The 12884-nt window shown below is 48.1% G+C and carries 12 protein-coding genes; 8 read left to right on the forward strand and 4 right to left on the reverse strand.

The window, feature by feature from the left end; genetic code table 11:
- The first annotated feature begins 52 nt into the window (after window positions 1-52).
- A complete protein-coding gene (locus tag QCB44_RS03415; protein WP_279407929.1) occupies window positions 53-1543 on the forward strand; it encodes an N-acetylmuramoyl-L-alanine amidase in 1491 nt (496 codons plus the stop codon).
- Between the two features lie 131 nt (window positions 1544-1674).
- Here the strand turns inward: QCB44_RS03415 and QCB44_RS03420 are convergent, their stop codons facing one another.
- Window positions 1675-2286, reverse strand: coding sequence for a 5-formyltetrahydrofolate cyclo-ligase (locus tag QCB44_RS03420; RefSeq protein ID WP_279407930.1), 612 nt, complete (start codon window positions 2284-2286; stop codon window positions 1675-1677).
- A 374-nt stretch (window positions 2287-2660) separates the two neighbouring features.
- Window positions 2661-2924, reverse strand: a complete 264-nt coding sequence (locus tag QCB44_RS03425) for a cell division protein ZapA (protein WP_279407931.1) — start codon at window positions 2922-2924, stop codon at window positions 2661-2663.
- A 107-nt stretch (window positions 2925-3031) separates the two neighbouring features.
- Between QCB44_RS03425 and QCB44_RS03430 the strand changes: the two genes are divergently transcribed.
- From QCB44_RS03430 to QCB44_RS03455, 6 genes are all read left to right on the forward strand, one after another.
- A complete protein-coding gene (locus QCB44_RS03430) occupies window positions 3032-3622 on the forward strand; it encodes a UPF0149 family protein (protein ID WP_279407932.1) in 591 nt (196 codons plus the stop codon).
- Between the two features lie 90 nt (window positions 3623-3712).
- Window positions 3713-5089 carry a Xaa-Pro aminopeptidase gene (pepP, locus tag QCB44_RS03435; RefSeq protein ID WP_279407933.1) on the forward strand — a complete coding sequence of 459 codons (1377 nt, stop codon included), beginning with the start codon at window positions 3713-3715 and terminating at the stop codon, window positions 5087-5089.
- Window positions 5090-5156: 67 nt separating this feature from the next.
- The gene (locus QCB44_RS03440) at window positions 5157-6410 is read left to right on the forward strand and encodes an FAD-dependent monooxygenase (protein WP_279407934.1); all 1254 of its coding nucleotides are present in this window, start codon (window positions 5157-5159) and stop codon (window positions 6408-6410) included.
- Complete coding sequence (locus QCB44_RS03445) at window positions 6407-7687, forward strand: UbiH/UbiF/VisC/COQ6 family ubiquinone biosynthesis hydroxylase (protein ID WP_279407935.1); 1281 nt, start codon at window positions 6407-6409, stop codon at window positions 7685-7687. The genes QCB44_RS03440 and QCB44_RS03445 overlap by 4 nt, the downstream gene beginning before the upstream one ends.
- A gap of 60 nt (window positions 7688-7747) precedes the next feature.
- A complete protein-coding gene (locus QCB44_RS03450) occupies window positions 7748-8569 on the forward strand; it encodes a potassium channel family protein (protein ID WP_279407936.1) in 822 nt (273 codons plus the stop codon).
- Window positions 8570-8725: 156 nt separating this feature from the next.
- Window positions 8726-9679 (forward strand): LysR family transcriptional regulator, encoded by a 954-nt coding sequence (locus QCB44_RS03455; protein WP_279407937.1) that lies wholly within the window; start codon window positions 8726-8728, stop codon window positions 9677-9679.
- Window positions 9680-9826: 147 nt separating this feature from the next.
- On the opposite strand, the gene QCB44_RS03460 is transcribed toward QCB44_RS03455, so the two are convergent.
- A complete protein-coding gene (locus tag QCB44_RS03460; RefSeq protein WP_279407938.1) occupies window positions 9827-11239 on the reverse strand; it encodes a PhoH family protein in 1413 nt (470 codons plus the stop codon).
- A gap of 58 nt (window positions 11240-11297) precedes the next feature.
- Complete coding sequence (locus QCB44_RS03465; RefSeq protein WP_279407939.1) at window positions 11298-11765, reverse strand: peroxiredoxin; 468 nt, start codon at window positions 11763-11765, stop codon at window positions 11298-11300.
- A 205-nt stretch (window positions 11766-11970) separates the two neighbouring features.
- On the opposite strand from QCB44_RS03465, the gene dapA reads away from it, so the two are divergent.
- Entirely contained in the window at window positions 11971-12846 is an 876-nt protein-coding gene (dapA, locus tag QCB44_RS03470; RefSeq protein WP_279407940.1) for a 4-hydroxy-tetrahydrodipicolinate synthase, read from the forward strand.
- Window positions 12847-12884: the final 38 nt, after the last annotated feature.

Raw genomic sequence — 12884 nt, forward strand, 5'->3', positions numbered from 1 at the left:
TTAAACCTGGGTAAACAAAAAACAACTTAAAAAATAACTTGAGAGATAGGTCATGAAATCACTCAGTTTTGCCAGAAAAATGATTACCACTATTCTTGCACTGACGCTGCTGAGCTACAGTGCGCTTGCTTTGTCTAAAGCGGATTTGGTTAATTTGCGTGTCGGTCAGAAAGTCGATAAAACCCGAGTCGTCTTTGATATTAAGCAGAACCATAACTTCAAAGTTTATAAGCTAAATAATCCTTCTCGGGTTGTGGTGGACTTCTTTAAAACCGATAACCACCTGGATTTCAAAAATAAGTATTTCAAAGATTCCCGTCTGTACCGCGTCCGCGTTTCAGATTCTGCCAAACGGTTACAAGTCGTATTAGATCTGCATAAAAACTTTGATTATGAGTTTTTTACTTTGGGCAAAAATCGCCAAGGGGCGGAGCGTTTGGTGATTGATTTGACGCAACCGGTTGGTGCCAATGCCGGTAAGCCTGCTAGAACAAAAACAGCCAGTGTTAAAAGGAACAAGCCGCAGGGACAAATTGTGGCCAAGACGGCAACAAAAGCAAAACCGTTAATTGATCAATCGGTAAAAAAATCGAATTTAAGCCGAGAGATTGAAGGCAACTCGGCGACGCAAGCCTTGTTGAATCGTGACAGTGCCGTGTTGGTTAAGAAGCAGGAATTGATCGTGGCGATTGATGCCGGACACGGCGGTAAGGATGTTGGCGCTGTAGGCCCTAATCGCGTTTATGAAAAAGTAGCGACTCTGCAAATGGCAAAAGAGTTGAAACGCTTGATTGATCAGCAGCCCGGTATGAGTGCGGTGCTGACTCGTGATCGCGATGTGTTTATTCCCTTGCATGAACGGGTCAAAATTGCCAAAAAACACAACGCCGATATTTTTATCTCCGTCCACGCGGATGCGTTTCATGACCACTCGGTAAGAGGAGGCTCGGTGTATGTCCTTTCGAAAGGCGGAGCCAGCAGTGTGATGGCTCGTCTGTTGGCGAAAAGTGAAAATGCCTCTCTGCAAGATATTCCGTTACAGGGCCGTGATCGTGATGTGGCGTTTGCTTTGAGCGACTTGACTCGTGAAGCGAATATTCGTGCAAGCCGCAAGCTGGCGAGCAGCGTGATCAAAGAAATGCAGAAGTCCGTTAAGATGCACAAGCATACAGTTCAATCGGCCGAGTTTGCGGTGCTTAAATCGATCGATATGCCGTCGCTGTTGGTTGAAACCGCTTTTATTTCCAATCCGCATGAAGCGCGTAGGCTGATGGATCCAAGTTTCCAGACCAAAATGGCGAGTGCGATTGTGCGTGGTTTAAACCGTTTTGTTGAGCACAATGGTGAAAAACCACGTTGGGGTGAAACGTTGTATGTGCACTATAAAGTCCAGCCTGGCGATACGCTTTCTGAAATTGCCAGCAACTACAATATCTCTACTTCGACTCTGAAAAAGCTGAACCGCATTAAAAATGCAAACCAGCTTTATGTCGGAAAAGTGGTTAAAATCCCACTGTCCGAACAGGTGGTGGCCGGCCTTTAATCGAGTATTTATTTTAGGTTTGCACTCTGGCTTGTGTGAATTGATTAATCAGACGTGCAAAACCTAGGTCCTTTCTCTTCTGGCTTCACATTTCTTAATGAGCACTTGGACGAGTGTGTTTCTGAGAAAAATTAAAAACGAATAAAACCTGTTTCGTTGATCAGTCCGTCGAGTGGCACATCCCAAGGCTCACTAGGCAGTTGGCTGACTTGCTGGCAGCTGTGAGCCCAACCGATCAGCGTGGGGGAGTGTTCTGCTGTTGCGGATTTAAGTTTGAAGGCAAAGGTGCGGTCGTAATAACCGCCTCCCATTCCGAGACGATGGCCCTTAAGGTCGTAGCCAACTAACGGCATGATTACTAAATCCATGTCCTTGCCGTTCAGGTGCTGGTTTCTAGGAACGTCCGGTTCCGGAATGCCGAAGCGATTGTTTATAAGTGCAGAATCCGGGGTGTAGCGTGAAAACCCCATATGCCAGTCCGGCTGGGTTTCTAAAGCGGGCAGATAAAGCTCAACCGAATTTAGCCGCCAAAGTCGTTGAATCAGTGTGGAGGTGTTGAGTTCGCCATCTTGGCTGAGAAATGCCGCAACCTTATAGCGTTTATTAGTATTGGTGTCGAGTAGATTGGCGTCAAAAAAATGTTGGCAGGCCTGGTCGGCATGAAGCTGTTGCTGGGTTTCGCTGAGCCCCTGACGTCGTTGTCTGAGCTCGGTTCTGAGAGAGGCGCTGTCAAATTCGGCCATATAGTGCGGGGTCTGTTTTCAGTTTTTTGGATCGTGAGATCGCTTTATCGAATAGAAAGGAGCACGGCACCACTGAACGAAAATCCCTGAACCGAAAAGTTCAGGTGGCAGTCTCGGCTAGAAACTTAGGCTTCTCGGGTTAGCCGGGGCTAACGAGATGCTCACCGCTTAAAGCTTCTGACCCCAAGGTTGTAAGTATCGGAAGGGGGTTTATGCCCAGCAGAACCGTGTCCGAGGCCATTATAACACGTCTGCTTTTTAAGCCTAAAGCAGAATCATTACGTATTGGTATGATTTATTTTATTACTGCGGATAAAAGGAAGTGATTGTTCAGTTTGTGGAAGCTGGGCCAGCAAGATGGCGTTGTTGCTCGGTTAGTTTGATTCACTTGCCAGTTGAGTCACCATGCTGTCTACCTGGTCTTCAAGGCGTAAGGTGTATTGGACGGTTTCGTCTTTCATTTGCAGATAGTCGTAGGCTAAGTTAAGCGCCAGCATTAACACCTTACCTTCACCTTTAAGGCTGGGAAGTTGCTCCAGACGGTCTTCAATCAAGGTTGCCGCTTCGATCAAACGTTCTCGGTCTTCCGGTTCGCAAGGGATTTCAAAAGTGTGATTCATCAAGGTCAGGGTTAGCACAACGGACTCCTTAGCACGCAGATTAATGAGGTTGCTGAGTTATTCAGGGACGCCTTAAATATGGTATTATTCACGAATGTTTTACGTTTAACAAGAGAATGTACCGAATGGATTTTGATCAGCTGAATTCTGCGCTGGAACCTTACCCCGAATTAGAGTCGCCCTCCTTTATTCAAGGGATGTTGATCGGGCTTATTTGTGGGGATAACGATATTGAAGAGAGCGTTTGGATTCGTAAATTACTTGAAGAGGCGCAGGTTAAGTCGGTTAAGGAATCTTTTTTGATCAGCTTGCATGAGCTCTACCTTTCTACCGTAAAAGGACTTAACGGCAGCGGCTTTGAGCTGCAATTGTGCCTGCCGGACGATGAGCAGGATATTATTGCACGTGCCGCCATGTTGGGACAGCTGTGTGAAGGGGTGTTATATGGCCTGGGGCTGATTGGGCGTTTGCAGGATGCGGAAGAGAGTTTTTCCAGAGAAGTGCAAGAGCTGATTCATGACCTGGGTGACATCGCGCGTATTGATGTTGACGGTTTGGCGCAAATGAAAGAGTTGGGTGAGGCCGAAGAAGACGACCTCATGCAATTGGTCGAGTTTGTGCGAGTGGGGGTTCTCATGCTTAATGAAGACCTGAATCCGACACAAGCGCCACCGGTGATGAGTGAAGGGGTTGAACCAACTGAAACCATTCACTGATCGTCATGGTTAACGCTGTGGAGAGTGGAGCTGTTTTGCTCTCTACATTCATCACAAAACGCACTTATTGTTACTGGTTATCTACCGTTTATGAACTCTGAAATTCCCTCTCTTACGTCTCCCGAGTTAACCGGCCTGGATTGGATTAATCTGGCCGTAGAGCACCGTCAGGCCCTGCTCGACAAGCTGCCGGACAACAGTGCGGCTTTGGTCTCTTCCGGACATGAGCAGATACGCAACCGTGATGTAGAATACCCGTTTCGGGCGCAAAGTGATTTTTTCTATCTCACAGGGTTCTCCGAGCCTGATTCGGTTTTATTGTTAATTAAGAAACAGCAGGTGAAATCCATTCTGTTTTTACGTCCGCGTGATCCGGAACAGGAGACCTGGCAGGGACGTCGATTAGGCGTTGAGCGTGCACCGAAGTTGTTAAAAACGGATCAGGCCTGGTCGATTGACGAGCTGGATGAACAGGTTCCACCGGCTTTGGAAAATATTGAACAGCTGTATTTCAGTTTTTCCTTGTTGGACGAATGGATGGCTCCAATTCAGGAGTGGTTGAGCCTGCTTAAAAGTCAGGTTCGAAAAGGTGTGACTGCGCCAAGCAAGCTGTGCGATTTGGATGAGGTGCTGCATGAGATGCGCCTGTTTAAATCGCCACAGGAGGCTGAAGCATTACGTCATGCAGCCCGTATTTCTGTGGAAGGGCATTTGGCGGCGATGCGCCATGTGCGTCCGGAAATGTATGAATACCAGCTGCAATCTGCGTTGGAGTCGACCTTTATGCAGTATGGTTCGCAAAAGGTCGCGTTCAACTCGATTGTCGCCAGTGGCGAGAACGCCTGCATTCTACATTACACCGAAAACAGTGACCGTATTGGCGATCACCAGCTGGTTTTGGTGGATGCCGGTGCGGAACTGAACAGTTATGCGGGCGATATTACGACGACTTTTCCGGCGAATGGGAAGTTTACCGCGGAGCAAAAAGCGCTGTATGAGTTGGTGTTGAAAGCACAGCAGGCAGCGGTGACTTTGATTAAACCGGGAGTGCGTTACGATGTGCCGCATCAAACCGTGATTGAGATTTTGACCGCAGGCCTGCTTGAACTGGGTATTTTGCGGGGTAAGCTAAACAAGTTGATCGAAGAAGAGGCTTATAGGCCCTTTTTTATGCACGGTACTGGCCATTGGTTAGGTATGGATGTGCATGATGTCGGAGCATACAAAATAAATGGTGAGTGGCGCTGTTTGGAGCCGGGGATGTTGTTGACCGTAGAGCCGGGGTTGTATGTCGCGCCGGAATCGCCAGGTGTTGACGAGCGATGGTGGGGGATCGGTATTCGTATTGAAGACGATGTGCTGGTGACCGAAGAAGGGCATGAGGTGTTGACGCAAGGTTTGCCCAGAAGTGTGGCAGAAATTGAGGGTTGGATGGCCGAACATAATGTTCACTTAAAAACGAGTTAATCGAATTTAAGAGGACTGGGATGCGTTGGGTGGAACCATTATGGTCACGGGCATAGCGAGTTAAGCAATGAATGAAGCAGAATCAAAAAGCACTCGATTAGAAACAGATGTCGTCATCAGCGGCGGCGGCCCCGTCGGATTGATGTTGGCGTTGGGCCTGGCTCAAAACGGTTATCAGGTGGTTGTGGCAGAACGTTTTGCACACGACGAAACCGCCGATACACAAAGTCAGACGCAAAAAAGCTCGTTTGACGGGCGTGTTCTGGCGCTTTCTTTCGGCTCGGCGCAGGTGTTGCAAAAGTTACGGCTATGGCAAGATTTGCGTCCGTTTTTAACCGATATCCTGCATGTTCATGTCTCCCAGAAAGGCTATTTGGGCTTAACCAAATTACATGCCGCGGAAAGCGGTGTTCCGGCTCTTGGCTACAGTGTTCAATCCAGTGATTTGGGGAGAGTGCTGTGGCAGCATGTTCAGAAACAGGCGGGCATTACCGTGTTGTGTCCTGCCACCTTGCTTGAGTTTGAAGAGAATGCTCAGGGAGTGGTTGCCAAGATTCAATCAGGCCAACAACAAACGGATATTGTCGAAGTCCAGGCTCGTCTAATGGTTGGCGCAGATGGCACGGACTCCCAAGTGCGTAAGCAACTTAAGCTGCCGATTGAAGAAAAATCCTACGATGCTTTTGGCGTGATTGCGCAGATTGAAACCCGCGATGCCCCTGACGGCTGGTCGTTTGAACGCTTTACCGAAGAAGGGCCGGTGGCGCTATTGCCGATGCAAGGGCATTTTCATAAGGCAGTGCTGGTCTGTCCTCAAGAACAATTGGAACAGGTTATGAGTTTGGATGACGCCGGTTTTATCGAACTGTTTGCCTCCAAAATGGGAGAGCGTTTAGGCGGGTTTGTGTCGGTAAGTCCGCGTATGGCTTACCCGCTTAAAGAGAGTTATGTTCCGCAAATGGTGCAAGGACGAGCGGTATTAATGGGGAATGCGTCGCATACTCAGCATCCAGTCGCTGCGCAAGGACTGAATTTGGGGATTCGCGACATTGACGACTTTATCGAAGCCTTGGCAAAAGCCGGTCTTGATCAGCAGAAGCTTTGTGATCCCGGTAAGAGCGAACTGTTGCAGAACTATGCGCAAAAACGTAGAGAAGATCATGCTCGCGTGATGAATCTAACAGATGGTTTGATTCAAGTCTTTCAACATCGTTCGCCAATCGTCGGTCATTTACGCGGTGTTGGCTTGATGGCGATGCAGGCGATGCCGAAGTTGCGTCGGCGTTTTGCACGTTTTGCCATGGGAGGCCGTCAGGCATGAGTACTCCGCTAAATAAGGTTTCTTATCACTTCCCTGGTCAAGCTGAGTTGGATGGAGTGTGGGACGTCATTGTTGTCGGCGGAGGTATGGTTGGTGCGGCCTTGGCCCTGGGCTTGGGGTTGCGCGGTTTTTCCGTACTGTTAATGGAGCGCGAAGCCGTGCAGACTGATTGGCAGCCGGATCGCGCTTATGAACCCCGAGTGAGCGCTTTGACCAGGGCGTCGGAAAACATTCTGAAAAATCTCGGTGTGTGGCCGGGGATCGAGCAGCGCCGATGTCATGCTTTTACGGCCATGCATATCTGGGATGAAGCGACGCCGACGGAAATCCACTTCTCGGCCGAGGAGGTGGGCGAACCTAATTTAGGGTATACGGTTGAAAATCGAATCATTCAGGAAGCTATCTGGGAACAGATTGCGCAATGCGATGCGATTAAAGTAATGTTGGCTGCACAAATTGAACGGGTTGAATTACAACATGAACAGGCCTGTTTAGTTTTGGACGATGGTCAGCAATTAAAAACACAGTTGTTAGTCGGTGCGGACGGCGCGCGCTCGCAGATTCGCCAAAAGGCCTTTATCGGTTTGGATACGCATGACTATGAGCAGTGTGCTGTGGTCGGCTGTGTGAAGACCGAGTTGTCGCATCAAGATACCTGCTGGCAGCGCTACCGTCAGGACGGTCCGTTTGCTTTTCTGGCAATGGGCGAGAATATCAGTTCCATCGCCTGGTACCTGCCGAGTGAAAAGCGAGAGTGGGCGTTAAGTCTTTCCGATGCAGAGTTTGCGCGTGAAATCACCCATGCGTCAGAAGCTCGTTTAGGGCAGGTGATTGAAGTGGCGCAACGTGTTGCTTTTCCATTGGTGCGTCAGCATGCCGAGCATTATGTCAAACCAAATTTGGCGCTGGTGGGGGATGCGGCGCATACCATTCACCCGCAGGCAGGGCAGGGCGTGAATCTGGGGTTGTTGGATATCGCCGCTTTAATAGATGTGCTTACCGAAGCGCAAGCGCACTCTCGTCCTATAGGGCAGTGGTCGGTATTGAGACGGTATGAACGTTGGCGCCGCGGAGATAATGCGATTGTTCAGCGCTCCATGGAGGGATTTGATTGGCTGTTTAAGCAAGATAATGCTCTTAAGACCCGTTTGCGCTCGCACTTATTGCCTTTGGCCAATCGTCTTGAACCCGTTAAGCGTTGGCTGATAGAACAGGCTTTGCGTGGCCGGGAGCCTTTGCCTGAACTGGCGCGAGAAGTTTGCAGAAAAGGTCTCTAAGATTCTTTAATCCTTTGTTAATGGACATCAGAAGTTTGGCAAAAATTTGGAATAGCTCGTATGGATTTTAAAGCGGTACTGGGGATTGCCGGGGTTAATTATCGAGAAAATGCGCGTGCAAAACGCATCGGTGCACAATTTGAAGTGTTGGTGCTGTTGGCCCTGTTTGCGGTATTTGTACAGCTCTTGATGTTCTATTCCGGCTCGACGGTGGATACCGCTTGGGTGTCGACCCTGATTTGGCTGGTGTTCGCGGCAGAATTGTCGATTAATGTTTATAACGTGACCGATCGTGGACGTTACTTGCGGCAAAACTGGTTGAATGTGGTTATTGTGATCGTTGCATTTCCATGGATTGATTGGGGAAGCGATTGGGCGGTGATTATCCGTTCGCTGCGACTGGTGCTTTTTCTGCGTTTTTTCGCCCACTTTTACAAAGATGCGGTCACCATTCTCAAACGGCACCGTTTAGGGCAGATTCTTATCGGAGCGGCCTTTATGATTGTCGGGGCTGGAGGCCTGTTTGCATACCTGGAGGATCGTGATTTTGTTGATGGTATCTGGTACGCCATCGTCACCGTTACGACCGTCGGTTATGGGGATGTGGTGCCGCAAACCGAAAACGGGCGTCTATTTGGCACTGCGCTAATCTTGTTTGGTGTTGTGCTGTTCTCTCTGGTCACGGCGAATATTTCAGCCTTTCTGATCGGTAGTGGTCAAAGAAAGCAGGAGAAAGAAATTTTGAATTACGTGCGCTTGATGGAAGAGAAATTGGAAAAGCAGACGCTTGAAAACCAGGAGCATGTAGAAAAAATCATTTGTCATATGACAAAAGAGATTCGTGACCTTAAAACACAATTGAATGAAGTAAAGACAAAGTAATTCAATAGGTTATTTCAGGCAAGGGCGTCTAATTGCAATGTGGCTCGTAAAATTAGGTAGTTGACGCCCCTTTGATGGGTTTGACTTTTATGCTTGAAAGGCCTATATTCAACGGGTTAAAAATTATTTTATCTCGACCATAAAGGAAATTTTCGGATGGCAGATAGACGTCTCCAGGTATTCCACACCGTTGCCAAAGTGATGAGTTTCACCAAGGCGGCTGAAACCTTGCATATGACTCAGCCTGCGGTGACCTTTCAGGTTAAGCAGCTTGAAGATTTCTTCAACACTCGTCTTTTTGACCGTACCCACAATAAAATCACCCTGACTGAAGCGGGTAAAGTCGTCTACGACTATGCCGATCAGATTCTGGAACTCTACGAAAAGATGAACAGTGAAGTTCGTGAGTTAACGGGTGAAGTCACCGGCAGTCTGGTGATCGGTGCGAGTACGACGATCGCAGAATATATGTTGCCAAGCTTGCTGGGCGCGTTTAAGAAGCAGTTCGAAGACGTTAATATTCGTTTGCAGGTTGGAAACACCGACGCCATCGTCTCTATGGTTGAAAATAATATGATCGATCTTGGTTTGGTTGAAGCTCCGGTTCACAACAAAAACTTGGAAGTGGATGTTTGTCGTTTGGATGAGATGCAGTTGATTTGTCCAATGGATCACCCGTTAGCCAAGCGTGATAAGGTTTCAATCGAAGACATGAGAAAGTACCCGTATATCTCCCGTGAAGAGGGGTCGGGATCGCGTTCCGTGATCGATAACTACATCCGTGAACAGGGCTTGAGCTACAGTGACTTGAATGTGGTTATGGAGCTGGGAAGTCCTGAAGCGGTCAAGATGGCCGTAGAGTCTGATGTTGGGGTAGCGATTGTGTCTCGTACGACGTTGAGTAAAGAGCTGCGCTTAGATACGTTGAAAGCGATTCCTTTGGATCCGCCAATTATGCGCCCGTTCTCGCATGTTCGTCAGAAGCACAAATTCCGTCACCGTGCGGTCGGTGAGTTGTTGGATTTTGCCATTAACTACTGTCGTGATCGAGCTTTGGAGCAAGGTTTTGCATTGCCTGAAGAGGTGATGAAGGAGCGTGAAAACAGATAGTTTAAATATCTTTGAGCTCGATCACCTAAAACAGAAAAAAGCCGCATTATGCGGCTTTTTTTATTGAGGCTAATTGGTTGCTTAGTGTTGGATAGCGGAAAACAAAATGTTTTAAATCCAAGGCTCGGTTACCAGGCCTGTCGAATTTTACAGAGATTCCGAAGCAAACAGTGCCAAACGTGAACGTTCGCCTTGCTGCAGGGTAATGTGGGCGCCGTGCTCCCAGTTGCGGAAGCGGTCTACCACATAGGTCAGACCGCTGGTGGTTTCGGTCAGATAAGGCGAGTCAATCTGGCCGATATTCCCGATACAGACAATTTTGGTTCCGGCACCGGCGCGGGTGATCAGGGTTTTCATCTGTTTGGATGTCAGGTTTTGCGCTTCATCCAGGATAATGAATTTGTTCTGGAAGGTGCGGCCACGCATAAAGTTGAGCGATTTGATTTTGATGCGTTTGCTCAACAGCTGCTGGGTGCTCTCTTTTTCCCATTCGGTGGTATTGGAGCCGTCGGCTTCGGTCAGTACTTCCAGGTTGTCCATCAGGGCGCCCATCCATGGGGTCATTTTTTCTTCTTCGGTACCTGGTAGAAAACCAATATCTTCGCCGATTGGAATCGTGGCGCGGGTCATGATGATTTCATTGTAGATGTTTTGATCTAGCGTCTGTTCTAATGCGGCTGCCAGGGCAAGCAGGGTTTTACCGGTTCCGGCCATACCCAGTAGTGAGACAAAGTCGATTTCAGGATCCATTAAAAAGTTCATGGCCATGTTTTGTTCCGGATTGCGGGCATGAATTCCCCAAACTCCCTGGCTGTCACGTCCATAATCATGCATGTATTCAAGCGTGGCTTTGTTATCTTTTATGGCGCGCACGATCGCGTTGAAGCCAGCTTCATTTTCGCTGATGAGGCATTGGTTGACGTGCCAGTCGCACTCTTCGTCCACTTCCAGTTCATAGAAGGTGCGACTGCCATCTTGCCAAGACTTCATATGTTTGCCGTGCGTTTCAAAGAAATCCGCAGGCAATTGTTCCCAGCCGGTATAGAGCAGGTCGGCATCTTCCAGTACCTGGTCATTGTAATAATCTTCTGAGTGCAGTCCCACTGCCGAAGATTTGATTCGCATATTGATGTCTTTGGTGACCAGGGTGACATTGCGTTTTGGGTATCGTTCTTTAAGGGCTAGGCCGGTTTGCAGAATATGGTTGTCGGCTTTATGACTGGGTAAGGAGATGGGGAGTTCAACCAGAAGAGGTTCGGTTTCAAAAAAGAGGTTACCTAAGTGAGAGGTGTTCTTTTCCGCATTTGGGTGGATGCGTTCTAGCGGTAATCCTTGCTTAATTTCTTCAAAACTGGCGTCGCTGATGATTTGGTCAATCAGCCGGTTGGTTTCACGCACGTTGCGGGAAACTTCGGATATCCCTTTTTTGGCTGCATCCAGTTCTTCAAGAACGGTCATGGAAATAAAAATATCATGTTCTTCAAAATTGAACAGGGCCATCGGGTCGTGCATCAGGACGTTTGTGTCGAGAATGAATAAGCGTCTTTGTTCGTTGGTCATGCAGCGTTTCCTGTATTGAAGTAATAAGCGTCAGGCGCGGATAACTAGGGTGAGGGGATTAGGTTAGAGTTTTAAGCTTTGCAAGCACCTCTTGGGCGTGTCCCTTAACTTTGACTTGACGCCATTCAGCCACCAGTTCAGCTTGTGGGTTAATTAAAAAAGTACTGCGTACAATCCCCATGTATTCTTTGCCGAAATTTTTCTTAAGTTGGTAGGTACCGAACATCTTGCAGAGTTCCGCGTCTGGATTGGAAATGAGGTCAAAGGCAAAACTCTGCTTGCTCTTGAAATTCTCGTGACGCTTCATGGAATCCATAGATACACCAAAAATTTGCGCATTCATGGCTTCAAACTCAGATTGGAGAGCAGAGAAGTCATTACCTTCAGTTGTACAGCCTGGAGTGCTGTCTTTGGGGTAAAAGTAGAGAACGGTGTAGCGATTCAGAAGGTCTGCGTCAGTGATGGTGCGATCGGAAGTGGCGGAAAGAGAAAAGGGAGAGACTTTTTGTCCTAGGGTTATGCTCATAGGTACGTCCATTTTTCGATGAATTTGATTCAAGTATGCCGCCTTTTAAAAGGCGTTTCAATAAAATATCAGGATTATTTTTTTGACGCTTTTGAAGTGGCTTGAAAGAGGTTTTATCGGGACCTAATTTAAGTTGAAGTGTAGGGGGGGAAAGGGTAATATTACTGTTTTTTGAGTTAGCGTTAATCTATTGGAGAGTTTTGCCGTGTTTAGAGGCAGTATGGTGGCGTTGGTCACACCCATGTTGGACGATGAATCAATTGATTTTGCAGCCCTAGAAAAATTAATTGAATTTCATATTGCATCGGGAACGGATGCCATTGTTGCGGTAGGCACAACCGGTGAATCGGCGACGTTGGATATGCAAGAACACTGTGCTGTGGTTAGATTCGTTGTAGACAAGGTTAATAAACGCATTCCAGTAATTGCGGGGACTGGAGCTAACTCGACTACAGAAGCGATTGAATTAACTCAGTGCGCCAAAGAAGCGGGCGCTGATGCTTGTTTGCTGGTGACGCCATATTACAATAAACCAACCCAGGAAGGCCTCTATCTGCACTATAAAAAAGTGGCAGAAACGGTAGATATTCCGCAAATTCTATACAATGTACCAGGCCGTACGGCATGTGATCTGTTGCCGCAAACAGTGATTCGTCTTGCCCAGGTTCCAAATATTATCGGCATCAAAGAGGCGACAGGTGATCTGTCACGCATCGCCCAGATCAAGGCAGGGGTATCTGACGACTTCGATCTCTATACCGGCGACGACGCAACAGCGGTTGACTTTATTTTGGCCGGTGGCCACGGCGGTATTTCGGTGACTGCCAATGTCGCTCCTAAGCGTGTGCATGATGTTTATATGGCAGCGTTGCAGGGGCAAGCGGATGAAGCGAAAGCATTAGATGCGCCTTTAGCTGCATTGCATCGAGATCTATTTGTTGAAGCCAACCCGATTCCAGTGAAATGGGCTTTGGCGGAAATGGGATTGATTGGCAAGACGATTCGTTTGCCTTTAACCGTGCTTTCAGAAGCGTACCGTCCTACGGTTCGTGCCGCTATGCAAGAAGCGGGGATTGCCTAAGCAGGCTTTTCCTCTTCCGAGCCAAGTTTTATTTATTC

The sequence above is a fragment of the Thiomicrorhabdus sp. zzn3 genome (assembly GCF_029767755.1).
Classification (GTDB): domain Bacteria; phylum Pseudomonadota; class Gammaproteobacteria; order Thiomicrospirales; family Thiomicrospiraceae; genus Thiomicrorhabdus.

Coding starts and splice junctions, on each gene's coding strand:
- QCB44_RS03415 (WP_279407929.1), top strand. CDS start 53: ATGAAATCACTCAGTTTTGCCAGAAAAATGATTACCACTATTCTTGCA.
- QCB44_RS03420 (WP_279407930.1), bottom strand. CDS start 2,286: ATGGCCGAATTTGACAGCGCCTCTCTCAGAACCGAGCTCAGACAACGA.
- QCB44_RS03430 (WP_279407932.1), top strand. CDS start 3,032: ATGGATTTTGATCAGCTGAATTCTGCGCTGGAACCTTACCCCGAATTA.
- pepP (WP_279407933.1), top strand. CDS start 3,713: ATGAACTCTGAAATTCCCTCTCTTACGTCTCCCGAGTTAACCGGCCTG.
- QCB44_RS03440 (WP_279407934.1), top strand. CDS start 5,157: ATGAATGAAGCAGAATCAAAAAGCACTCGATTAGAAACAGATGTCGTC.
- QCB44_RS03445 (WP_279407935.1), top strand. CDS start 6,407: ATGAGTACTCCGCTAAATAAGGTTTCTTATCACTTCCCTGGTCAAGCT.
- QCB44_RS03450 (WP_279407936.1), top strand. CDS start 7,748: ATGGATTTTAAAGCGGTACTGGGGATTGCCGGGGTTAATTATCGAGAA.
- QCB44_RS03455 (WP_279407937.1), top strand. CDS start 8,726: ATGGCAGATAGACGTCTCCAGGTATTCCACACCGTTGCCAAAGTGATG.
- QCB44_RS03460 (WP_279407938.1), bottom strand. CDS start 11,239: ATGACCAACGAACAAAGACGCTTATTCATTCTCGACACAAACGTCCTG.
- QCB44_RS03465 (WP_279407939.1), bottom strand. CDS start 11,765: ATGAGCATAACCCTAGGACAAAAAGTCTCTCCCTTTTCTCTTTCCGCC.